17 protein-coding genes are annotated in these 23875 nt (G+C 69.5%); 6 read left to right on the top strand and 11 right to left on the bottom strand.

Annotated features, from left to right (window positions below; translation table 11 throughout):
* From SAZ01S_RS07665 to SAZ01S_RS07675, 3 genes are all read right to left on the bottom strand, one after another.
* Positions 1-1698: glycoside hydrolase family 3 N-terminal domain-containing protein (locus tag SAZ01S_RS07665; RefSeq protein ID WP_084581654.1), on the bottom strand; the 1698-nt coding region annotated here is incomplete at its 3' end.
* Positions 1698-4292 (bottom strand): beta-mannosidase, encoded by a 2595-nt coding sequence (locus SAZ01S_RS07670; protein WP_084581656.1) that lies wholly within the window; start codon positions 4290-4292, stop codon positions 1698-1700. The genes SAZ01S_RS07665 and SAZ01S_RS07670, both read right to left, overlap by 1 nt.
* 113 nt (positions 4293-4405) lie before the next feature.
* Positions 4406-6727, bottom strand: coding sequence for a beta-N-acetylhexosaminidase (locus SAZ01S_RS07675; RefSeq protein ID WP_084581658.1), 2322 nt, complete (start codon positions 6725-6727; stop codon positions 4406-4408).
* A 251-nt stretch (positions 6728-6978) separates the two neighbouring features.
* On the opposite strand from SAZ01S_RS07675, the gene SAZ01S_RS07680 reads away from it, so the two are divergent.
* The 3 genes from SAZ01S_RS07680 (at position 6979) to SAZ01S_RS07690 (ending at position 11327) form a co-directional block, all read left to right on the top strand.
* Complete coding sequence (locus SAZ01S_RS07680; RefSeq protein ID WP_084581706.1) at positions 6979-7716, top strand: GntR family transcriptional regulator; 738 nt, start codon at positions 6979-6981, stop codon at positions 7714-7716.
* Positions 7717-7754: 38 nt separating this feature from the next.
* Complete coding sequence (gene galA / locus SAZ01S_RS07685; RefSeq protein ID WP_084581659.1) at positions 7755-10640, top strand: beta-galactosidase GalA; 2886 nt, start codon at positions 7755-7757, stop codon at positions 10638-10640.
* Positions 10641-10865: 225 nt separating this feature from the next.
* Complete coding sequence (locus tag SAZ01S_RS07690; RefSeq protein ID WP_084581661.1) at positions 10866-11327, top strand: hypothetical protein; 462 nt, start codon at positions 10866-10868, stop codon at positions 11325-11327.
* Positions 11328-11337: 10 nt separating this feature from the next.
* Here the strand turns inward: SAZ01S_RS07690 and nagE are convergent, their stop codons facing one another.
* From nagE to SAZ01S_RS07730, 8 genes are all read right to left on the bottom strand, one after another.
* The gene (nagE, locus tag SAZ01S_RS07695; RefSeq protein WP_084581662.1) at positions 11338-13056 is read right to left on the bottom strand and encodes an N-acetylglucosamine-specific PTS transporter subunit IIBC; all 1719 of its coding nucleotides are present in this window, start codon (positions 13054-13056) and stop codon (positions 11338-11340) included.
* On the bottom strand, positions 13053-15539 hold the full coding sequence (gene ptsP, locus SAZ01S_RS07700; protein WP_084581664.1) for a phosphoenolpyruvate--protein phosphotransferase: 2487 nt from the start codon (positions 15537-15539) through the stop codon (positions 13053-13055). Before ptsP ends, nagE begins: the two co-directional genes overlap by 4 nt.
* An 86-nt stretch (positions 15540-15625) precedes the next feature.
* On the bottom strand, positions 15626-16759 hold the full coding sequence (gene nagA, locus SAZ01S_RS07705; RefSeq protein WP_084581666.1) for an N-acetylglucosamine-6-phosphate deacetylase: 1134 nt from the start codon (positions 16757-16759) through the stop codon (positions 15626-15628).
* A complete protein-coding gene (locus SAZ01S_RS07710; protein ID WP_084581668.1) occupies positions 16756-17805 on the bottom strand; it encodes an SIS domain-containing protein in 1050 nt (349 codons plus the stop codon). Before SAZ01S_RS07710 ends, nagA begins: the two co-directional genes overlap by 4 nt.
* A gap of 59 nt (positions 17806-17864) precedes the next feature.
* On the bottom strand, positions 17865-18605 hold the full coding sequence (locus SAZ01S_RS07715; RefSeq protein WP_084581669.1) for a copper homeostasis protein CutC: 741 nt from the start codon (positions 18603-18605) through the stop codon (positions 17865-17867).
* Positions 18606-18650: 45 nt separating this feature from the next.
* Positions 18651-19565, bottom strand: coding sequence for a hypothetical protein (locus SAZ01S_RS07720; RefSeq protein ID WP_245824704.1), 915 nt, complete (start codon positions 19563-19565; stop codon positions 18651-18653).
* The gene (locus SAZ01S_RS07725) at positions 19508-19855 is read right to left on the bottom strand and encodes an MmcQ/YjbR family DNA-binding protein (protein ID WP_084581671.1); all 348 of its coding nucleotides are present in this window, start codon (positions 19853-19855) and stop codon (positions 19508-19510) included. The genes SAZ01S_RS07720 and SAZ01S_RS07725 overlap by 58 nt, the downstream gene beginning before the upstream one ends.
* Positions 19848-21167, bottom strand: coding sequence for a replication-associated recombination protein A (locus SAZ01S_RS07730; protein ID WP_084581673.1), 1320 nt, complete (start codon positions 21165-21167; stop codon positions 19848-19850). The genes SAZ01S_RS07725 and SAZ01S_RS07730 overlap by 8 nt, the downstream gene beginning before the upstream one ends.
* A 250-nt stretch (positions 21168-21417) precedes the next feature.
* Here SAZ01S_RS07730 and ubiM point away from each other — a divergent pair, with 250 nt between their 5' ends.
* The 3 genes from ubiM to SAZ01S_RS07745 all read left to right on the top strand — a co-directional run bounded on the left by ubiM (position 21418) and on the right by SAZ01S_RS07745 (position 23847).
* Entirely contained in the window at positions 21418-22590 is a 1173-nt protein-coding gene (gene ubiM / locus SAZ01S_RS07735; RefSeq protein ID WP_084581674.1) for a 5-demethoxyubiquinol-8 5-hydroxylase UbiM, read from the top strand.
* 372 nt (positions 22591-22962) lie between these two features.
* Positions 22963-23451 carry a PadR family transcriptional regulator gene (locus tag SAZ01S_RS07740; RefSeq protein WP_245824706.1) on the top strand — a complete coding sequence of 163 codons (489 nt, stop codon included), beginning with the start codon at positions 22963-22965 and terminating at the stop codon, positions 23449-23451.
* Positions 23452-23523: 72 nt separating this feature from the next.
* On the top strand, positions 23524-23847 hold the full coding sequence (locus SAZ01S_RS07745) for a DUF2218 domain-containing protein (protein ID WP_084581712.1): 324 nt from the start codon (positions 23524-23526) through the stop codon (positions 23845-23847).
* The last annotated feature ends 28 nt before the right edge of the window (positions 23848-23875 follow it).

Raw genomic sequence — 23875 nt, forward strand, 5'->3', positions numbered from 1 at the left:
CTCGGCAGGCGGCTGCCACATCAGGCGGACGCCGAAATCCTCGCTGCGATGGTCGATTTCCATGCGGAAGGGCACCGGCTTGCCGTCGCTGGCCACCTTCACCGCCACGCGCGCCTTGCCGAGCGGGCCGTCGTGGAGGAGCTTGCCGTCCACCCACAGCCGCACCGCGTCGTGCGTGGTGCAATCCTTCCAGCAGGGCGGGATGTCGATCGCAAGCTCATACTCGCCGGCGCCCGGCGCTACGAACTCGCCGCTCCAACGCACCGCGAAGCCGGTGGGATCGAGCCCCGGCAACGGCGCGGCGCGCGTATAGTTGAAGTCGATCCGGCGATCCTGCCGGGTGGCGAGCGGCGTACCGGTCACCGTCGGCGAGGCAAAATATTCGGCCTTGAGGCCCGGCTTGCCGTCCGCGCGGAAGGCGGTTTCGGGCATGATCACCGCGCCGGCCTCGGCCAACTGCGAGCCCTGTGCGTACACGACGCGGTCCGCGCCGAACTGGCGGCGGATGCCGTCGAGCGGCGTCACCGGGTCCTTGGCGGTGCCGTGGTAATTGCCCTCCAGCACCCCGAGATCGTCGGCATTGGCGCCGATCACCGCGATGCGGCCGGCATTCGCGAGCGGGAGGCGGTCGCCGTCATTCTTGAGCAGCACGATCGCCTTGCGTGCAGCCTCCAGCGCCAGCGCGCGGCGGGCCGGGGTGGCGAGCTCGCTGGGCTTGATCTTGCTCCACGGATTGGCGCCGCCGAACGCGATGCCCAGCGCACGGCGGGCGTCGAGCGCACGCTTCAGCGCCACGTCGACTTCCGCCTCGCTGACCAGCCCGCGCTTCACCGCCTCCGGCAGTGCCGCATAGGTGGTGCCGCAGTTGAGGTCGTTGCCGCCCTTGATCGCGACCGCGGCGGCCTCGGCCGCATCCAGGCTGTAGTGATGGAAGCTGTGGATGTTCGCCACCGCGTCGCAGTCCGAGACGGTGAGGCCGGTAAAGCCCCAGTCCTTGCGCAGCTTGTCGTTGAGGAGCCCGCCCGACGCGCACGCAGGCGTGCCGTGGATCGAGTTGTACGCGCACATCAGCGATTGCGCCTTGCCCTCGGTGATCGCGAGGCGAAAGGCGGGGGTGTAGGTCGATTCCAGGTCCTGCGGGCTGGGATCGACATCGAAGCCGTCGCGGCCGGCCTCGGGGCCGCTATGCACCGCGAAATGCTTGGGCGTGGCGAGCACCTTGGGGTGTGCCGGATCTGGGCCCTGCAGCCCCTGGATGAAGCCGATCGCGAGGTGCCCGGTGAGGAACGGATCCTCGCCATAGGTTTCCTGGCCGCGACCCCAGCGCGGATCGCGGAAGATGTTGATGTTGGGCGACCAGATCGTCAGCCCCTCATAGATCTTGCGGTCGGCGGAGACCGGCTTGGCGTTGAACTTGGCGCGCGCCTCGGTGGCGACGGTGTCGCCCACCTTGTGGAGCAGCGGCACGTCCCAGGTCGCGGCAAGGCCGATCGCCTGCGGGAACACCGTGGCATAGCCGTCGCGGGCGAGGCCGTGCAGGCCTTCGTTCCACCAGTCATAGGCGGGCAGGCCGATTTTGGGATCGGCGGGCGCGGTGCTCTGGAGCTGCGCGGCCTTCTGCTCGATCGTCATCCTGGCGATCGCGGCGGCGACCGGATCGGGATCGCCGGCGAGGAGGAGCAGGGGGAGGATCGGCATCAGCGGGGTCCCAGCGTGCGAAGGGTGAGGGCGCGGGCGAGCGTAGCAGCATTCGCATCGGACGTGATGGTGAGCGTGCGGCTCTCGCCGGGCAACAGGTCGAAGCCGTTGTCGCTCGGGTGCGCGACCGTGGCGCCGAAATCGAGCATCACCGCGCGGGCGAGCGCGCCGGCGGTGACGGTTACCTGCTTGCCCTCCCAGTGGACCGACAGGCGCGGCGCCGGATAGGCCATGTCCTTGGGCAGCGACCGCTCAAGGATCGCGCGCGAGACCGGCTTGCCTTCGATCCACAGCTCGGCGACGGCATAGCTGTCGGCGGGTGCTGCGGTGCCGAACAGCTCGGCATCGCCAATCGTGGCAAGTTCGAGCGCGCCCGGCGACAGGTCGACCTTCTCCGCCTTCGTGCCCAGCGGCTTGCCGTCCATGGTGAAGCCGCGCACGCGCCATTCGGCCGCAATCAGCTTGGTCGCGTCGGACACCGCGGCGAGGCGGGTCGCGCCGTCCTTGTGTTCGGCGACGATCGCCTGGGGCGCGAACATCCGGCGCGCCTCGTACTGGAGCAGCTTCCACTGGCCGTCATAGTCGATGCTCGCCCAGCTGATCGCCGGCCAGGCATCGTTGAGCTGCCAGTAGAGCGAACCCATGGTGATCGGCGCGCAGGCGCGGTGGTGGCGCGCGGCCATGCCGATCGCCTGCATCTGGTTCACCTGGGTGAGATAGACGAGATCGGCGAAGTCCGCAGGCTTGCGCAACCGCTGGTCGAGATAGAGCTGGAGGCGGCTATTGCCTTCGCCAGCCAGGAACTTCTGGTGTGCCTTGAGCACCGGGCTGTCGATCGCGAGCGGGCCGTTGCCGGCGAAGCCGCGGATGGTCGACAGGTTCGGCATCGCCTGGAAGCCGTACTCGGACAGGAACCGCGCGCAGCCGCCGAGATAGTTCTCGACCGGCTTGGAGCCCGACCAGACGTCCCAGAAATGGCGGTCGCCGGTGGCGTCGGTATCGACCGGGCCGGTATAGTCGTTGGAGGGCGATCCCGGCCAATAGGTGGTGCCCGGCGCTTCCTTGAGCACCGCATCGCGCAGCGTGCGATCGAACAGCACGGCCATGCCCGCGCCGATCCGCTCCTGCTCGTCCGCGCCGACATTCTTCTTGAACGCCCTGCGATCGGACCAGTTTTCCCAGCCGGACAGCACTTCGTTGCCGCCGTTCCAGCCGATAATCGACGGGTGCGGCTGGAGCCGGGCGACCTGCTCCTCGGCCTCGATGCGCACATTCTCGCGGAATGCCGAATCGGGCGGGGTGACCGAGCCGCCGAACATGAAGTCCTGCCACACCATCAGCCCGAGCTCGTCGGCGGCGGCGTAGAAGGCGTCGTCGAGATAATAGCCGCCGCCCCAGACGCGGATCATGTTCATGTTGGTGTCGCGCGCATCGGCGAGCATGCGGCGCATCCGCGCTTCGGACACGGTGTTGGGGAACATGTCGAACGGGATCAGGTTCGCGCCCTTGGCGAAGATGCGCAGGCCGTTGACCCGGAAGCCGAAGCCGCCGCCCTGGGTGAGCAGCTCGACCGTGCGCAGGCCGATGCGCTGCGACACCCGGTCGCTGACCGCACCGTCTTCCTCCAGCGTCGCCTCGACCTTGTAGAGCGGCTGGGCGCCATAGCCCGCCGGCCACCAGAGCTGGGGCTTGGCCAGGGTGAGCGGCACGCTGACCGCGTTCTCGCCGGCGCCGAGCGTGAGCGCGCGGCTGGCCTCGACGGTCTGCCCGTCGGGACCGGTGATGCGGGTGCGGACGGTGACGGGGCGTGCGCGAGCGCCGAGCAGCTTCCACCGCGCCACGAGGCGGGCCTCGGCGGGGTTGAGCGCTTCCTGGTCGACGCGGAAGCCGTCGATGCGGGCATCGTCCCAGGCCTCCAGCCGCACCGGCCGCCACAGGCCGATCTTGACCAGCCGCGGCGCCCAGTCCCAGCTGTAGTCGTACTTGGGCTTGCGGATATAAGGCGAGGTCTGCTTGCCCTTGGGTTCGTCGCCGAACGCGGAATCATATTCGCCGGGGAGCGGGAATTGCTCCGCCAGCACCATCGGCTGCAGCGTCCTGATCGGCGAGGCGATGGTGACGACCAGCTCGTTCGCACCGGCCTTGAGCGCCTGCTTGGCGTCCACCCGCCAGCGGCGATGGGCATTGTCGGTCTCGACCAGCTTCTGGCCGTTGAGCGTCACCGTGGCGAAGGTGTCCAGCCCGTCGAACACCAGATCGAGATGCTCGCGCGCCAGCATTGCGGGCATGACGGTCAGCGTGCGGCGGAACTGCCAGCGGGTGAGACCGGCCCATTGGATCGGCGCCTCGTTGATGCCCTTGTACGGATCGGGCACGCGCTTGGCGGCGATCAGGTCCTGCTGGACGCTACCGGGGACCTTGGCGGGGAACCAGAGGGCTTCCTTGGGATGCGCCTTGGCGGCGTCGGCGTCGCTGGGATCGATGCGGACCTGCCAGGCACCGTCGAGCGAGACCGACTGGCGCGGATCGGCCCAGGCGGGGATGGCGAGGGCTGCGAGCGAGACGAATGCCAGCCCACATGCCTTGGCCGTCATCCCCGCGAAGGCGGGGATCCATTGGTGGGAACGCCGAGGCGCTTGCTGCGAACGCACAGGCTGATGGATTCCCGCCTTCGCGGGAATGACGGCGGGAGAGGTGGGGCCGCCGGTCACTTGCCATCCTCCGTCAGCACCACGCGCTCGACCGTGTAGAACGGGTCACTGAGCGGGGACGTGAATTGGAAGCAGAGATCCTCGTCGCCGCTCAGCTTGGGCAGCGTGCCGGTGAAGCGGAACTGCTGCGGCGCCTTGGCCGGATCGGGCAGCACGAAGGTGGCGACGACGATCGGCTTGATCGACGGATCCTTGGCGGCGGCGATGCAGCGCGCGCGGACGATCAGCTCGCCGTAGGTGCTGACATTGTAATGCGCCCGCACCTTGTTGAAGTCGTGCGCCAGGCCGTAGTTGCGCGGCGTGCGGGCGACGTCGACGGTAAAGCCGGTCGCGACGTCCAGCGGCGCGGCCGGATAGGCGGTGCAGGTGTCGAACAGGTTGACGTTGAACACCGGCGCATTCTCCTGCGCCTCGCTGTTCAGCGGCACGCGCAGGCCGAGCGCGCCCTTGGGGCAGGCGACCATGTCCGAGCTGGTGCGGGTGAGCAGCGCGATCCGACTGGTGTCGAAGCTGCGCGGGGTCGCAGTGGCCACGCCCGCGGCATCGAAGGCGGCGGCGGTGATCGTCGTGCCGGGCTTCAGCGTCAGCGGTGCCTTGTAGACCGGCGACTTGGCGGTCGGCTGCTTGCCGTCGAGCGTGTAGCGGATCGTGCCGAAGCCGGTCTGGGTGGTCAGCGCCACCTTGGCCTGGTTCGCCCGCAGCGCCTCGCCGCGGGTGCCCTGCAGCTTGTAGTCGACCGCAAACGCGCTGTCGGCGACTTCCATCCCCGATCGGCGCCAGCGCGCCATCTGCGGCTGGAGGCGCTGGACGAAGCCGGTGAAGTCGCGCTTGTCCTTGCCCGACCAGGTGATCTCGGCGATCGCCGCCGCGCGCGGGAACAGCATGTGCTGCACCTGGTAGGGCGTGATCAGATACTCGCTCCACGCATTGCCCTGCGCGCCGAGCACATGGCTGGCCTTGGCGGCGTCGATGCCCGCGGGCATCGGCTCGTACTTGTAGACATCGGCCAGCGTCTGGATCGACAGGCGGCCCGGCGGTTCGTCGCGGCGATCGCTCTGCAGGCTGTCGAGATAGAGGGTGGGGGCGGGGGTCAGCACCACGTCATGGCCCTGGTTCGCGGCTTCCACCGCGCCCTTCTCGCCGCGCCACGACATTACCGAGGCGGACTTGGGCAGGCCGCCTTCGAGGATCTCGTCCCAGCCGATCAGGCGGCGGTTGTGGCTTTCGAGATAGGCGCCGAACTGCTCGATCATCCAGCTCTGCAGCGCATTCTCGTCCTTGAGGCCCAGCGCCTTGATCTGCGCCTGCACCTCGGGCGAGCGCTCCCACTGGTCCTTCACCGCCTCGTCGCCGCCGAGATGGACATAGGTGCCGGGGAACACCGCCATCAGCTCGTCGAGCACCTCTTTCACAAAGGCGATGCCCTTGGCGCCGGGGTTGAAGAGATACGGGTTCACGCCCCAGTCGTGCGACACTTCGGTGTGATCGCCGAAGATGCCGAGCTCGGGATAGGCGGCGACCAGCGCCTGGGCATGGCCCGGCAGGTCGATCTCGGGGACGATCGTCACGCCGCGCTCGGCGGCGTAGGCGACCAGCGCCTTGAGCTGCTCCTGCGTATAGAAGCCGCCGACCTTGGGGCCGGGCGCGCCGCCGGTGCTCGGCGGGGTGCGCCAGCCGCCGATCTCGGTGAGCTTCGGATAGCGCTTCACCTCGAACCGCCATCCCTGGTCGTCGGTGAGGTGGAGGTGGAGCGTGTTGAGCTTCACCGAGGCCATCTGGTCGACGACGCCATAGACGAACTCGATCGGCTGGAAGTGGCGGGCGACGTCGAGCATCAGCCCGCGCCAGCCGAAGCGGGGGGCGTCCTCGACGCTGAGCGCCGGCAGCTTCACCGGCTTGCCGAAGCCGTGATCGGGGCTGAGCAGCTGGGCGAGAGTCATCGCGCCATAGAGCAGCCCGCGATCGCCCGAGGCGGCGATGTGGACGCCCTTGGCGTCGACGGTCATGCGATAGGCTTCGGCGCCCTGGAGGCTCGCGTCCCGCTCGAAGCGGATCGCGCCGCTGGTGCCGACGGCGCCCAGCGTCAGGCCGCGCTCCACCTTCACATGGGCGGCGAGCAGCTTGGCGGCGGCTGCGGCGGCAGTGTCGCCGGCGGGCACGGCGATCGCGGTGCCGTTCGCGACGGTGAAGCTGCCCTTGCCCAGCGTCACGCTGGCGGGGAGGGGGGTGAGCGGCGGCACGGTCTGGGCGAACGCGGTCGAGGACAGCAGCAGCGCCGCCCAGCCGGAATGCCTTGCCTGTTGCAGGATTGCGCGCATCGGAAACTCCCCTCTCGTCGCGGCCACCGAGCGGTGCCGGAGCAAGGGTGTAACCAATTTAAGTCCTATCGGACAATAGGCTTAGCAGCTAGACATGTTTCCTTGCATTTAGCCTCTTGACCTATGCGCTTGAGGCTGATGGTATCATCGTACCAATGTAAGTCCGTAGGAACGTGTGCACACGCTGCGGGAAACCTGCTTAGGGCATCGCTGCCGGGGCTGGCAACGGTGTCGGGCAAGGGGGAGGAATGATGACGTTTTCGGACCAGATCGGCCGGTTTCGCGAGGGGAATCCGTCGCCGCTCTATCTGCAGCTGCAGCAGCTGATCCGAGAGGCGATCAGCGGCAAGATCCTCGCCCAGGGCGACGCGATTCCGCCGGAACGCGACCTCGCGGTGGAATATGATGTCTCCCGCATTACCGTGCGCAAGGCGATCGGCGGGTTGGTCGAGGAAGGGCTGCTCACCCGCCGCCGGGGTGCGGGCACGTTCGTCGCCGAGCGCGTCGAAAAGAGCTTCTCCAAGCTTTCCTCCTTCACCGAGGACATGGCCGCGCGCGGCCGCTCCGCCAGCAGCAGCTGGATCGCCCGCTCGGCGGGGCAGGTGACGCCGGAAGAGGCGATGGCGCTGGGCCTGTCGCCGGGGGCGGGCGTGCTGCGCTTCTCGCGCATCCGGTTTGCCGATGGCGAGCCGATGGCGCTCGAATTCTCGACCATCGCCGGCTATTGCCTGCCGTCGGTCGATGCGGTGGGGGACTCGCTCTACACCGCGCTCGAAGCCGCGGGGAACCGCCCGGTACGCGCGCTGCAGCGGCTGCGCGCGGTGCCGTTCCTCGGCGAGCATGCCAAGATGCTCGGCGTCGATCCCGGCCATGCCGGCCTGCTGATCGAGCGCCGCGCCTTCCTCCGCGACGGCCGCCCGGCCGAAGTGACCCGCTCCTATTACCGGGGCGACGCCTATGATTTCGTGGCGGAACTCAGCGACGTCTGAGCCGCCCGCCTGCCTGCCTGATTTTTGGAGATTGCTGCATGGATCGTCGCCAGTTGCTGCTCGGCAGCGCGGGGTTGGGGGTGCTTGCCTCGCTCGGGATGCCCGAGGCCGAGGCGGCCGCGCGCGCGGTGGAAGGCGATGGTTTCCCGATGCCGGCGCCTCGGACCGGGCTGATGCCGCGCCTCCCCGACGGCGATCCCACCCGCACCCGCATCGAGCGCGGCTGGCGCTTTCATGAAGGCGATGTCGCACCGGCGCCGCTCAAGGACCATGACGATACCTATGGCAGCGTGAAGGCCGGCAACGCCCGCGGCGCCGCCGCGCGCGATTTCGACGACAGCGAATGGGCGGAAGTGCGCCTGCCGCATGACTGGGCCTCGTTCCAGCCGTTCGAGCAGACCGCCAATGTTTCGCAGGGCTATCGCAAGCGCGGCATCGGCTGGTACCGCCGCCGCCTGACGCTCGATCCCGCCGATCATGGCAAGACGATCGAGCTCCATCTCGACGGCGTCGCCACCAACGCCACCGTGTGGGTGAACGGCAGCGTCGTCGCGCACAGCTGGTCGGGCTATGCCAGCATTATCATTGACATGACCCCGTTCGCGCGCTTCGGCGACGAGGACAATGTCATCGCCATCCGCGTCGATGCCGAGGCGATGGAGGGCTGGTGGTATGAAGGCGCCGGCCTCTATCGCCACGCCTGGCTGGTGCGGCGCTCGCCGGTGTCGATCGTCACCGACGGCGTCCATTGCGATCCGCGCAAGACCGGCAATGGCTGGCAGGTGCCGGTGACCGTCACGGTCGGCAATATCGAGCGCACGCCGGTGGGCGTGACGGTCGAGGCCGAACTGCTCGATCCTGCCGGCAAGCGTATGGCGATCGGCACCACCGCCGCCACGGCACTGGTGCTGGACCGGGCCGAGGCATCGCTCACGCTGCCCGCCGGCACGCCCCAGCTCTGGTCGGTCGAGACGCCGACGCTCTACACCGTCCACACAAGGCTGCTGCGCGATGGCAAGCTGATCGACGAGCGCCGCACCGCCATCGGCTTCCGCACGGTGCGCTTCGATGCCGACAAGGGGCTGTTCGTCAACGATCACCCGGTCAAGCTCAAGGGCGTGTGCATCCACCAGGACCATGCCGGCACCGGCGTGGCGCAATATGACGCGCTGCTCGGCTGGCGGCTGGAGCGGCTCAAGGCGATGGGCTGCAACGCCATCCGCATGTCGCACAATGCGCCGACCGCGGAGCTGCTCGACTGGTGCGACCGGATGGGCTTCCTCGTCATGGACGAGAACCGCCATTTCAACCCCGCGCCGGACTATCTGGCCCAGCTCAGCTGGATGGTGCGGCGCGACCGCAATCATCCGAGCGTGATCCTCTGGTCGGTGTTCAACGAAGAGCCGATGCAGGGCACCGAGGCGGGCGTGGAGATGGTCCGCCGCATGGAAGCCGCGGTGCGCAAGCTCGACGACAGCCGTCCGGTGACTTCGGCGATGAACGGCTCGTTCTACAATCCGTCGAACGTCTCGTCGGTCGTCGACGTGATGGGCTTCAACTATTACCAGGGCGAGTACGACAAGTGGCACGCGCTGAACCCGACGCGGCCGAGCACCAGCTCCGAGGATACCAGCGCGTTCGAGACGCGCGGCGCCTTCGCCAGCGATCCCGCGCGCCACGTCATCACCTCCTATGACGAGGAGCCGGCACCCTGGGGCAACACCCACCGCAAGGCGTGGCAGTTGATCGCCGCGCGCGAGTTCATCGCCGGCGGGTTCGTCTGGACCGGCTTCGATTATCATGGCGAGCCGACGCCCTATGAATGGCCGACCATCGCCAGCTTCTTCGGCATCATGGACCTGTGCGGCTTCCCCAAGACCGCGTTCGGCATTCACAGCGCCGCCTGGATCGACGACGCGCCGGTGGTGTGGCTGGCGCCGCACTGGACCTGGCCGGGCAAGGAAGGTCAGGCCATCAAGGTGTTCGTCGCCTCCAATGCCGAGAGCGTGACGCTGCTGCTCAACGGCAAGGTCGTAGGCACCCAGAAGGTCGATCGGCTGCAGGGCAATGAATGGCAGGTGCTCTATGCGCCCGGCCGGCTCGAGGCGCAGGCGATGCGCGGCGGCAAGATCGTCGCGCGCATGGTGCACGAGACCGCAGGCAAGCCGGTGGCGCTGCGGCTGACCCCGGCACGCACGGTGATGGCGGGCGACGACGAGGACGTGCAGCCGATCACCATCGATGCGGTCGACGCCAAGGGTCGGCACGTGCCGACCGCCAATCTCATGACGCAGTTCACCGTCGACGGCGCCAGCATCCTCGGCGTCGGCAATGGCGATCCGAACAGCCATGAGCCGGAAAAGGGCAATGCGCGGTCGCTGTTCAACGGGCTCGCGCAGATCGTGGTGCAGGCGGGGACCGGTCGCGGCAAGATCACCGTGCGCGCGACCGCCGAAGGGCTGAAGCCCGGGCTGCTCACCATCGACCGCGCCGATATCGCGCCGCGCCCGCAGGTGGGCGTGACGCCGCCGCTGATGACCCTGGGCGACTGGCGGCGCTCGGCAGCATTTGCCGACAAGCCCGGGCCCGGCCTGGTGCCGGACAACAACAGCTGGGCGTTCCTGCGCAGCGCGATGCCGACGCCTGCCGAGCCGCAGGCCGGCTGGCGTGTCTACAACAACCGGCTGACGCCGTGGAAGCGCATTGCGGCCGGCGGCGGCACGCTGCGCTTCGCCAGTGTCGGCGGCCGCGCCGAGCTGTGGGTCGACGGCAAGAAACTCGCCGAGAAGACCGACGCCGCGCCGGCGCCGCTGGAGGCGGCATTCCCGGCCGGCGCGGGCCAGCGAACGGTGGAGCTGATCGTGCAGGCACCGGCGGGGCAGGCGAGCGGGTTGCTCGCCAAGGTGACGCTGACGCCGCGGTGAGGGCGCGCATATCCCCCGCCGGAGCGGGGGGTATCGCATTTGGCCGGAAGAGATAGCGCACCGCGAAAGCCGCCGTCATTCCCGCGAGGGCGGGACCCCATTGCGCTGAGCGCCGGGTGAATGAACCGGGGGCTTCAGCGAGATGAAACCGGCCTTCGCGGCACGACAGCTTGCCACGGTACATCGAGCGGGCGATACCGCGCGTGATCATGCGCGGAGCTTCCGATGTTCGTCTTGCTTGCAATCGCCGCCGCAGCGCTGCCGTCCGCCGGGGGCGACATTTGCGCGGTCGGACGCCTCGCCCTGCAGGAGCTGCCGGCAGCCCCTGCCGCAGGCAACACTGAACGGCCCGTTGATGTGTATGTCGAGCTCGACCCGTCACGGTCCGCCTTGGGACGTGCTTGCTCGACGCTGCGGGAGTCGCTTCCACCAGGCTATAAGGTCGCCGACGATGACGCGCGCGCGCGGATGGCGGTGCATGCACCTCGGCTCAGTGAACCACATTGGCCGCGGGCTGCCTCCATCTATTCAATCGAGGTGTACCTCGCGCCCGACACGAGGTCCGCCATCGTCCATGTCGAACATAGCTGCACGGGCTTGTGCGGTGGTGGGACCGAAAGCAGCTATGTCCACACGCGCAAGGGGTGGAAGCTAAAGGCTTTGCCCGTCGCGCGTTGGGTTTCCTGACCTGCGACCCCTACCCCTTGAGCGCCGCCAGAACTGCCTCGTCGGCCAGCACGTGTAGCACCGAAGCCGAGGGGCGGGCCAGACCGCGCACCCCCAGTGCCAGCAGCGCGTCGCCATCCACCACGGCCGCATCGCCGAGCTCGACGCGCAGGCGGTGGTCGTGCGCGCTCACCGCGCGGACGTTCGCCGCACCACCGAGCGCCGCCAGCGCCGCCGGCTGGAGCGCCACCGTCGCCGCGCTGGCCGGGGCCGCAACAGGTGCAGCCGGTGCCGCCACGCCCCCACGGGCCGTCGCGTCGCGGATCTCGACCGCCACCACATCGGCGATCGGGCCGAGCACCACCTGCAGCGCGCGCTCCGAGGGGCGCAGGATGCCGTGCGCGCCAAGCGCCTTGAGCGCGGCATCGTCGACCACGGACTGGTCGGCGACGATCAGGCGCAGGCGGGTGGTGCAGGCGCCGATCTCGACCAGGTTGGCCGAGCCGCCGAGTGCGCGGGCGAACGCCTCGCCGCGCGAACCCGCCGTTGCCGTGCCGGCAGTGTCGGCGGCGACCGATGCCTCGGCTTCGCGGCCCGGGGTCTTCAAGTCGAAGCGGCGGATCGCCCAGGCGAAGATGCCGTAATAGAGCGCGAAATAGACGAGGCCGACGGGGATCAGCAGCAGCGGCTTGGTCGCTTTGCCGAAGTTCAGCACATAGTCGAACAGGCCTGCGGAGAAGCCGAAGCCGAGCTTCACGCCGAGCAGGTCCATCACCACCATCGCCACGCCGGTGAGCACCGCATGGACGACGTAGAGCGCCGGGGCGAGGAACATGAAGCTGTATTCGATCGGCTCGGTCACGCCGGTGAGCAGCGAGGTGAGCGCGAGGCTGAACAACAGGCCGCCGACCGCCTTGCGGCGCTCCGGAAGCGCGGCGCGGTACATGGCGAGGCACGCGGCGGGCAGGCCGAACATCATCACCGGGAAGAAGCCCGCCATGAACGCGCCGGCGTTCGGGTCGCCGGCGAAGAAACGGCGCAGGTCGCCCGTCGCGCCGTTGTAATCGCCCTGGACGAACCAGAACACGTTGTTGAGGATGTGGTGCAGGCCAGTGACCAGCAGCACGCGGTTGAGCACGCCGAACGCAAACAGGCCAAAGCTGCCGGCGCCGGCGATGCCGTGGCTCAGCGCGTCGACGCCCGCGCTGATGTGCGGGAAGCCGACGCCGACGATCACCGCGATGACAAGGCCCGCCAACCCGCTGACGATCGGCACGAAGCGCCGGCCGCCGAAAAAGGCGAGATAGGCGGGCAGCTTGATCGCCGAGAAACGGTTGTAGAAGGTGCCGCCGATCAGCCCCGAGGCGATGCCGATCGGCACGTCGAGCCGCGCGACCGCCTTGGCCTTCCACGCTGCCACGGCCAGCGCGGCGGGATCCTTGGCAAGGCCCATGCCGACATCGGCGGGCACCGCGAGCAGGCTCTTGCCCGCCTCGGTCGAGACGAGGAAGCAGATGATGCCGGCGAGCGCTGCCGCGCCGTTGCCGTCTTTCGCATAGCCGGTCGCCACGCCGATCGCGAACAGCAGGCCGAGATGCGAGAACAGCGCGTCGCCGGCGGCGCTGACAAAGGCGATGTTGAGCAGGTCGGGCTGGCCGAGCCGCAGCAGCAGGCCGGCCACCGGCAGCACCGCGATCGGCAGCATCAGCGCGCGGCCGAGCGGCTGGAGCGTTTCGAGGATCTGCTTCATGCGGTGAATTCCCGGGCAAGGCGGCGGACATCGGCGGCGGTGGCACAGGCCAGCGCGGCGGTGGCATGGGCGCGGGCGCGCTCGAGCGTGAGGGTGGAAAGCAGCGCCTTCACCTCGGGCACCATCGAGACGGTGGCGGAGAGCTCGGTGACGCCGAGGCCGACCAGGATCGGCACCGCCAGCGGGTCGGAGGCAAGGCCGCCGCACACGCCGACCCAGCGGCCGCGGGCGGAAGCGCCGCGGCAGGTGTCGGCGATCAGGCGCAGCACCGCCGGGTGCAGACCGTCGATCCCGCTCGCCACGGCGGGGTTCCCGCGATCCATCGCCAGCGTGTATTGGGTGAGGTCGTTGGTGCCGACCGACAGGAAATCGGCTTCGGCCGCGAGGAGATCGGCGGTAGCCGCCGCGGCCGGCGTCTCGACCATGATGCCGAGCCCCACCTTCTCGCCGATGCCCAGCTCGCCGCGCAGCCGATCGAGCACGGCCCGCACCGCGCGCAGCTCGCCGACGCTGGCGATCATCGGCAGCATGATCTTGGCGACGCCGATCGGACGCACGCCGAGGATCGCGCGGAGCTGGTCCTCCAGCACCTGCGGGTGGGCGAGACCGACGCGGATACCGCGCAGGCCCAGCGCCGGGTTCTCCTCCGCCGCGATCGGCAGATAGGGCGCGGGCTTGTCGCCGCCGATGTCGAGCAGGCGGATGATCAGCGGGCGACCCTGCAGTGCATCGGCGATCGCCTGATATTCGGCGGTCTGCTCCGCCACGCTGGGCGGCGTCTCGCGGTCGAGGAACAGGAATTCGGTGCGCAGCAGACCGCTGCCCTCGGCGCCCGCCGCTACCGCACGTTCTGCGTCGCTCACCGAGCCGAGATTGGCGAACACTTCGATGCGGGTGCCGTCGGCCAGCTTTGCCTGCGCGCCAGCAGCGGCGCGGGCCGCGGCGAGCGCGGTGCTGCGTGCCTCGACTCGCGCCTGTGCCTCGGCGCGCTGCGCTTCGTCTGGACCGACCCGCAGCGTGCCGGCGCCAGCGTCGAGGATCAGCGTTTCGCCCTCGGCAATGCCGCGGAGCGCCGGGCCCATCGCGACCAGCGCCGGGATGCCGAGGCTGGCCGCGAGAATCGCGACATGCGAGGTCGGGCCGCCGCGTGCGGTGCAGAAGCCGCGCACCTGCGCGGGATCGAGCGCGGTTACCTGCGAAGGCAGGAGATCGTCGGCGAGGAGGATCGTGCCCTGCGGGAAGACGAGCGGTGCATCCTGCACGCCTTCGATCGCCGAGACGACGCGGCGTTCGAGATCGACCATGTCGTCGGCGCGCTCGGCGAGATGCGTGTCGCCGCTGGCACGCAGCAGCTCCGCCTGCGGCCGCACGGCCTGGCGCCAGGCATGGCCGGCACTGGCGCCATCGACGATCGCCGCGCGCGCGGCGGCGCGCAGCTCGGGATCGTCGAGCATCGCGCGGTGCGCGGCGAGGATCGAACGCATCGGCCCGGCGGCGTGGCTGAGATCGGCGTCGATCGCGCGCATCACCTTGTCGATGCCGTCTTCCAGGCGTGCGCGCTCCAGGCTGGCGCCCTTGCCGACCGGATCGATGGCGAGTTCCGGCAGCCGGAAGAAACAGGCCGTGCCGATCGCCAGCCCGGGTGCGGCCGTCACTCCGGCGAGCAGGCCGGGCTCGCTCGATACCGGCATTTCCACGGGCGCGGGCGCGGGCGCGGGTGCCGGCACGGGCGGCGTTGCCGGATCGGCTTTCTCGCCCATGCCGCTCTCGATCAGCGCGGCGAGCGTCGCCGCGGCCTCGTCGGCGCGGCCGCCCTCGGCAGTGATGCGGATGGTGTCGCCCAGCTTGATGCCCAGCGTCATCAGCCGCACCGGGCTGCGCGCATCGGCGCTCTGCGCGCCCTTGGTGATCGTCACCTTGGCGGCGAAGGGCACCAGCACTTCGCGGAGCTTGGCGGCGGGACGGGCATGGATGCCGTGCGCCAGCGGCACGAGCACGTCGCGAACCGCGGTTTCGCCCGTCGCGTCGATGGCGCTTTCCGCGGCGGCGGTGGCACGCTGGATGGTGAAGATCGGATCGCCCGGCGCGACCAGGCCGCCGCCATGCTTGGCGGCGAGCGTCAGCCCTTCCTGGCTGATCAGCAGCACCGGCGTCACCACCGAGGGCGCGCCGCACACCACCGAATCGAGGTCGAAGCGGATCAGCACGTCGCCCGCGCGCACCCGATCGCCCACCTTCACCTGCGGATCGAAGCCGGCGCCGGCCAGCTGCACCGTGTCGATGCCGATATGCATCAGCAGCTCGACGCCGTCGCCGGCGCGCAGCGTGATCGCGTGGCCGGTCGGCTGGAGCACCGTCACCTCGCCGTCGCACGGCGCGTAGAGGCAGCCCTCGGTCGGGTCGATCGCCACGCCGTCGCCCAGCATCCGCTGCGCGAAGACGGGATCGGGAACCTCCTCCAGTGGCATCAGCCAGCCGGCCATCGGCGCGCCGATGGCAAGAGCCCCGGCCGAGGCGTCGTCATGGGAAGAGGGCGGCGCGATCGTGCTCAGGGCGGGTCTCCGTGCGATCAGGGGAAGCGGGTTGCGCCGATCCAGCACCCGGCGGGCTGGAAGTCGCGGGTCATCTGCACCCAGTCGGCGCGCAGCCCGGGGGCGAGCGAACCGCGTTCGTGCGACAGGCCGAGGAAAGCGGCGGGGCTGGCGGCGGCCATCATCGCGGCGTCCTCGGGCGAGGTGCCGACGCGGGTGACCATGTGACGGAACGCGCCGGTCATATCGAGTGCCGAGCCGGCCAGGGTGCCGTCGACGCCGAGCAGGCGCCCGCCCTCGACGCGGATGTGCTGGCCATGCAGATCGAACGCGGTCATGTCCGATCCTACGTTGGGCATCGCATCGGTGACCAGCAGGAAGCGATCGTGCGGGCGGGCGGCCAGCGCGATGCGCAGCGCCGCGTCATGGACGTGGAAGCCGTCCGGGATGATCCCGCAATAGGCGGTCTGGTTCTCCAGCGCCGCGCCGACCACGCCAGGCGCGCGGTGGAGCAGCGGCGACATGGCGTTGTAGAGGTGCGTCACCCCGGTCATGCCCGCGGCGAAGGCGGCGACGGCGGTGTCGTAGGTCGCGTCGCTATGGCCGATCGCGAGGATCACGCCCGCGTCCGCCAGCAGGCGGACATCGGCGAGGTCGACCATCTCGGGCGCGAGCGTCACCAGCACCTTGCCGCGGCGCGGGCGGCGCAGCAGCTCGACCATGCCGGCATCGAGCCCGCGGAACTTGTCCGCGTCGTGGATGCCCTTGCGGGCCTTGTTGAGGATCGGGCCTTCGATGTGCACGCCCACGCAGCCGGGCACGCCGGCCTCGATCGCGGCGTCGGTCGCGTCGAGTGCGCGGGCGATCGCCTCGGGCACGTCGCTGATCAGCGTTGGCAGGAAGGCGGTGGTGCCGAACTTGGCGTGCGCCGCGCCGATCGCCGCGATGCCCTCGACGGTGGTCGCATCGTTGAACAGCACGCCGCCGCCGCCATTGACCTGGACGTCGATGAAGCCGGGGACGATCCAGCCGCCGTCGAGGTCGATCGTGTCGGTACCGGTGCCCTCGGCGGAAATCGAGACGATGCGGCCCTGATCGACTTCGATCACTGCCTCCGGCAGGGTGCCGGCAGCGGTGACGATCTGGCCGTTGACGAAGCGGAAACTGCTCATCGAGTCTCGGTTACCTTGCGGAGATACAGCGGGGCATCGGGATTGTTGCCACGGGCCAGCGACAGCGCGTTGACCATCGGATAGAAGCTCTGGACCATCAGGATCGGCTCCAGCGCCGGGTGGCCGGTGAGTACCGGCAGCGGCGAGGCATCGCCCGCCTTGGCATCGGCCAGGCACACGCGCGCACCACGCTCGGCGAACTCGGCCGAGGCTTCGCGGACGCTGTCGCCGGCGATGTCCGACGTCGCGAAGGCGAGCACCGGGAAGCCTTCGCCGACGATCGCCATCGGGCCGTGGCGCACTTCGGCGGCGCTGAACGCCTCGGCGTGGAGGCCGCAGGTTTCCTTGAACTTCAGCGCGGCTTCCTGCGCCACGGCAAAGCTGTAGCCGCGGCCGATGACGAACAGATTGGTCGCGTCGCGGAGCGTGTCGACGACCGGGGACCAGTCGAAATCGCGCGCCTTTTCCAGCTGATCGGGCAGCGCGGTGAGCGCGGTTGCCAGCGCCTCGTCCTGCGCCCATTCGGCGACCAGCGCGGCGAAGGCGGCGAGGGCGGTGATGTAGGACTTGGTCGCGGCGACCGAACGTTCCGGACCGGCCTTCAGGCCGATCGTCGTGTCGGCCATGGCGGCGAGCGGCGATTCCTCGTCGTTGACGAAGGCGACGACGCGGGCGCCGGCCTGCTGATAGGCCTTCACCGTGGCGAGCAGGTCCGGGCTGCGGCCGCTCTGCGAGACTGCGATGCACAGCGCCCGGGCGGTGGAGACCGGCGCCTCGAACACCGACGCGACCGACGGCGCCGCCGAGGCGACCGGCACGCCGAGCATCGTCTCGATCAGATATTTGCCGAAGGTCGCCGAATGGTCCGACGACCCACGGGCGCAGGTGACGACCAGCGCAGGCGGGTCGGCGCGGAGCGACTTGGCGAGCGCGGCGAGCGCCGGGCCGTTGGCGTCCAGCAGACGGCGAACCGCCGCGCCGGCTTCGGCAGCCTCGGACGCCATCAGCGTCGCACTGCCCGCAGGCTTCTGGATTTCGGCGTTCATGTCCCCACTGCCTCCACTGGCTATGACCGACTCAGGGATAAGTTACATATTGGTATTGTTCAAGCGCTAGGTTGCGCGTCGAGCAAATTCCGCAGGGTGGCGACCTTGGCGGAATCGGTGGCGAGGCGCGGTCCCGCCTGGAAACCGAAGGCGATTTCGCGGGCGTCGGCCGGGCCCTGCGCGCTTCGGCACGAGGCATGGACCTCGCGAACCCCGGTTTCGAGCAGGGGGGGCAGGGTGGTCGCATCGATGCCGCTGCCGGCGAGGATGGTGATGCGGCTGCCCGCCGCGGCGACCAGCGCGGCAAGCATGGCGCGGCCGTCGATGGCCTTGGGCGCACCGCCGGAGGTGAGGATCCGGTCGAACCCCAGCGTGATCGCTGTTTCCAGCGCCGCCAGCGGATCGGGGCAGAGATCGAACGCACGGTGCAAGGTCAGCGACAGCGGGCGCGGCGCGCTCCGGGCAACGGCGATCCACGCGGCGAGCAACTCGGCATCGAGCTGGTGGTCGGGGCGGCTGGCGCCGATCACCACGCCCGCCAGTCCGGCATCGGCCGCCGCGCGGATATCGGCGGCGACCAGCGCCGCTTCGGCCGCCGTGTAGGCGAAGTTGCCGTCGCGGGGGCGTGCGAGCAGATGCACCGGGATCGGCGCCTTGGCCGCCGCCGTGACCAGCGAGGCGGCGGGGGTAAGACCGCCCACCGCCAGGGCAGCGCACAGCTCGATCCGATCGGCGCCGCCGGTGACGGCCGCTTCGATCCCGGCGACGTCTTCGACACAGACTTCGAGCAAGCGGCGCATAAGGTATTCGGTCCCCAAGGGCAGGTTCTACAAAAGTCCTATTCCTCAGAGCACGCCGAACGTCCAGCCCTCGGTGCGAGCCAGTTCGGCGGTCAGGCCGGGCGGTGTCCAGAGCGCCGCCTGCGGTGCCGCCGTGCGGAGCCAGGCGGCGCTGAGGATCGCATCGGTGGCGTGGTCGTCGTAGCGTGGCAGCGGGTCATGCGGCGCCGAGCCGAAGGCGGCCAGCATCGTATCCAACGTCGCCGCATCGCGGATCTTGGAAATGCCCTTGCGCATCCCCGCCAGCCGCGCGGCGAGGGAGGTGTAGATCTCCACCAGCACCGGTCCCTCGTCCGGCAGCGGATCGAACGGCCAGAGGCCGATTTTGCCGCGCAGCCGGTGGAGGACGCGCATCCCGGTGAGGCTCGACTTGCCCACCTGGCTCGCCCCGACCAGGTTGAAGCAGCTATAGGGCGACAGCGCCATGGCCTCCTGTCCCACCTCGCACACCCGGAACCGCCCGCGCCCGCCGGGGAACAGGTCGCCGCAATCACCCATCTGGCGAAAATGCCGCCGCGCCTCGTCATGCTGGACGAAGCTGGTCGCGGCGAGGTGCGGGTCGGCGGCGGACAGGCGATCGACCAGGGCCCAGAGCGCCGGAGCATCGGCGGGGCTCTCCGCCCAGCCGGGGAAATAGGCGCCGGCATCGGCAAAGGGGAAGGCGGGGGAGAGATCGAGCCCTATCAGCGCGCGGGTGCCGCTATCGGCGAGGCCCTCCAGGAATGCGAGAATATCGGCGCGCGACCAGGAGCGGTCGACCAGCACCGGCGCGGCGTCGCCCGCACGGGCATGCGCGACGGCCAGCCCCTTGGGCCGCTCGACGGCCTGGCCCGACCAGTCGACGGCAATGAAATCGGTGAAGGTCAGGGGCGCGTCCCCAGCCCCGCGGCGAGGCGCTGTGCCTTCTTGGCGCGGTCCCACCAGGCGCGCTGGATATAGAGCTCGATCCGCTCGCGCGCCGGGGTGCCGTAGCGGACGAGCAGCATCGGATAGTTGCGATAGTGATCGGTCTGCCAGAACGTGTCGGGATCGGTCTCCAGCAGCATCGCCTTCTCGTCCATGCGGATCATCATCCCGAAGCTGCCCGCCTCGCGACTGGGGGAGATCAACCCCTTGCCGTTGATCTTCGGGCAGGGCGTGTTCCACCAGCTGCCGATTTCGACGTCCGGCAGCGAACACGCATAGGCGCAGGCATCCTCCCAATCATCCATCGCGCCGCTGCTCCCGCATCGCCGCCCACCAGGCGAGCCGCTCTGCCACGCGCTTCTCGTGGCCGCGATCGGTGGGCGTGTAGAAGGTCTGCGGCTCCATCTCGGTCGGCCAGTAATTGTCGCCGGAGAAGCCGCCCTCGGCATCATGATCGTAGGTATAGCCGGTGCCATAGCCGATCTGCTTCATCAGCTTGGTCGGCGCGTTGAGGATGTTCTGCGGCGGCATCAGCGAACCGGTTTCCTTGGCGACCTTCCACGCCGCCTTCTGCGCCTTGTAGGCGGCGTTGGATTTGGGTGCTGTCGCCAGGTAGAGACATGCCTGGACGATTGCCAGTTCGCCCTCGGGCGAGCCGAGAAAGTCGTACGTGTCCTTGGCCGCCATGCACTGCACCAGCGCGTTGGGGTCGGCCATGCCGATATCCTCCACCGCCATGCGGACGAGGCGGCGGAGCAGATACAGCGGCTCCTCGCCGGCGGTGAGCATGCGGGCAAGATAATAGAGCGCCGCCTGGGGATCGGAGCCGCGCACCGATTTGTGCAGCGCCGAGATCAGGTTGTAATGCCCCTCGCGATCCTTGTCGTAGACCGCGACGCGGCGCTGGAGGAAGGCGGAGAGCCCGGCGGGGTCGAGCGGTGCCTCGAACTGCACCGAGAACAGCGTCTCGGCCTGGTTGAGCAGGAAGCGCCCGTCGCCGTCGGCGCTCGCCACCAGCGCATCGCGCGCCTCGGGGGTGAGGGGCAGGGGGCGCTCCTCCAGCGCCTCGGCCCGGTCTAGCAGCTGGCTGAGCGCTGCATGGTCGAGCCGGTGCAGGATCAGCACCTGCGCGCGGCTGAGCAAGGCGGCGTTGAGCTCGAAGGAGGGGTTCTCCGTGGTGGCGCCCACCAGCGTGACCGTGCCGTCCTCGACATAGGGCAGGAAGCCGTCCTGCTGGGCGCGGTTGAAGCGGTGGATCTCGTCCACGAACAACAGGGTGCGCTTGCCGATCCGGGCATGGTCGCGCGCCTCTGCGAACACCTTCTTGAGATCGGCGACCCCCGAGAACACCGCCGAGATCGCGACGAAGCGCAAGCCCACGGCATCGGCGAGCAGTCGCGACATGGTGGTCTTGCCGGTCCCCGGCGGTCCCCAGAAGATGATCGAGCTGAGCTTGCCCGCCGCGACCATCCGCCCGATCGCGCCCTGCGGCCCGGTGAGATGCTCCTGCCCGACCACCTCGTCGAGCTTCTGCGGGCGCAGGCGGTCGGCGAGCGGTCCGCCGGCGGGGGTGGCGTCGGCGGCGGGTGGTTCGTGGGTCGCAAAAAGATCGGACATTGGCGCCAAGATAGGCGGGTGCGACGCGATTTGCATCCCGGCGGTTGATCGCGCGCAAGGCTCGGCAGGGCCTAGCCTTCCAAACCCTTCGTCATCCCGGCGAAAGCCGGGATCCATTCGCCGGTCCGGTGCAGCAGGAGCCGACGCTCTACAGCGTCTGGATCCCGGCTTTCGCCGGGATGGCGGCGGGTGGGGGGTGAAGCGGCCTCGCCCGCACCGCGGCGTGGGGCAGAGTAGCGAAGGATCGGGCATGGACTGCGACGTCGTCATCGTCGGGGGAGGGCCGTCCGGCCTCGCCTTCGCGCGCTCGCTGGAAGACAGCGGGCTGAGCATCGTGCTCCTCGAGCGCGCGCCGCTGGCCGCGCTCGCCACCCCCCGCTTCGATGGGCGCGAGATCGCGCTGACGCATGGATCGAAGCGGATCCTCGAACAGCTCGGTGCCTGGGGGCGGCTGCCGGCGGACGAGATCGCGCCGATGCACGCGGCGAAGGTGGTGAACGGCGATTCGCCCTTCTCGCTCAACTTCACCGCCGGGGGCGGGGCGGACGACCAGCTTGGCTATCTGGTGCCGAACCACCGAATCCGCGCGGCGCTGTACGATGTGGTGAAGGACCAGCCCGGGCTCAAGCTGGTGACCGGCGCGGAGGTGGTCCATGCCCGCTCCGGCGCCACCGGCCCGCGCGCCGAAGTGCTGCTCTCCTCGGGCGAGGTGGTGCGGGCGCGGCTGCTGGTGGTGGCCGATTCGCGGCTGTCCAAGACCCGCGAGTCGCTCGGCATCGGCGCGGATATCAACCCGCTCGGTCGCTCGATGATGGTGGTGCGGGTGCGCCACGAATTGCCGCACGGCGCGACCGCGCTCGAATGGTTCGATCATCGCCAGACGCTCGCCCTGCTGCCGCTGAACGGCAACCTGGCCGGTGCGGTGCTGACCTTGCCCGAAGACTCGGCGCGGCGCGTCGCGGCGTTCGACGATGCCGCGCTCGGCCGCGACCTCACCCGCCGCTTCCGCCACCGGCTGGGCCAGATGGAAGTGGTGAGCGATCGCAACGTCTATCCGCTCGTCACCACCTGGGCGCACCAGTTCGCGAGCGGTCGCGCGGCGCTGATCGGCGATGCCGCGGTGGGAATGCACCCGGTGACCGCCCACGGCTTCAACCTGGGGCTGAGCGGGCAGGCGCTGCTCGCCGCCGAGGTGCTGGGCGCGGTGCGGCGCGGCATGGATCCGGCGCTGCCCGCAGTGCTGCGACGCTTCGAGAATGGCCACCGCGCGGCGTGCAAGCCGCTCTATACGGGGACCAACCTGCTGGTGCGGCTGTTCACCGACGAGCGGCTGCCGGCGCGCGCGATGCGGCACGCGGTGCTGCGGCTGGGGGCGGGGCTGCCCTTCGTGCGGCCGACGGTGCGGGCGATGCTGACGCATTGAGTCCCAAGATCCTCCCCTGCACCGCAGGGGAGGGGGACCGCGCGCAGCGCGGTGGAGGGGCCGCCGCGGTACGCGGCGGTTGCCGTTGCCTTACCCCTTCTCCGCGCCTTGCGGCGCGGCCCCTCCACCACGCACCTTGCGGTGCGCGGTCCCCCTCCCCCAGCACGCTGGGGGAGGAATGACGTGCACATTTGCCCTTGCACAATATCTTTCAAGATATATCTTGTGTGCATCGAGACTCGCACAAGAAAGAACCATCACATGTTTTTCAATCATCAACATTCTCACTCGCATCATGGCCGTCACTGTGGGCCTCGTGGATCTCGCGGCTGGACAAAGCGCTTCCCATTTGGACTGGAAATCGAATTCGCCATGGGCGAGCGCGGTCAGGGCGGGCGCGGGCGGCGCATGTTCGGCGGCGACGAACTCCGCCTGATCCTGCTCAAGCTGATCGAAGAGGCGCCGCGTCACGGCTATGACCTGATCCGCGAGATCGAGGCGCGCTCGAACGGCGCCTATGCGCCCAGCCCCGGCGTCGTATACCCGACGCTCACCATGCTCGACGACATGGACCTGATCGCCGAGCACAAAAGCGAAGGCGCCAAGAAGCAGTTCGCCATCACCGAGGCCGGCACCGCGCACCTCGCCGAGAATGCCGCCGAGGTCGCCGCGCTGTTCGAGCGGCTGGCGGAGCTGGGCGAGCGCCATGCCCGCACCAGCGGCGGGCCTGTCCGCCGGGCGATGCACAACCTCAAGACCGTGCTCGCCGCCAGCGTGTTCGACGAGGAGGTCGATCCCGAGCGCCTGCACGCGATCGCCGAGATCCTCGACGAAGCCGCCCGCAAGATCGAACGGCTTTAAGCAACGATGCCCCGGATCGAGGTGTTACGCCGTCGGCTGGGGCTCGTCCCCGTCGCGGCCAAGGAGACCAGAATGACGATTGCTCCGTTCACCGCCCATGCGCTGGTGCCGACCGCGCATGCCAGCCGCTATCTCCAGCAGCTGTGCAAGCATTGGCAGCACAATCTCGAAGTGACCTTCACCCCCGAGAACGGAACGGTGATCTTCCCCAAGGATGCCCGCGGCGCCAACTATCCCGGTGACGCGGTGGTGGCGTTCGACGTCGCGGAGACCGGCCTCGCGGTGCGGGTCGACGCGACCTCGGAGGAGCAGCTGGAGGGGCTGAAGGGCGCTGTCGCGCGTCATCTCGACCGCTTCGCCTTCCGCGAGGGCGAACTGCAGTTCGACTGGCAGTAGCGACCGCAGGAGGAGGGCGGTGCGCCGG

Origin of the sequence: Sphingomonas azotifigens NBRC 15497 (assembly GCF_002091475.1) — a bacterium.
GTDB classification, from domain to species: Bacteria; Pseudomonadota; Alphaproteobacteria; order Sphingomonadales; family Sphingomonadaceae; genus Sphingomonas; species Sphingomonas azotifigens.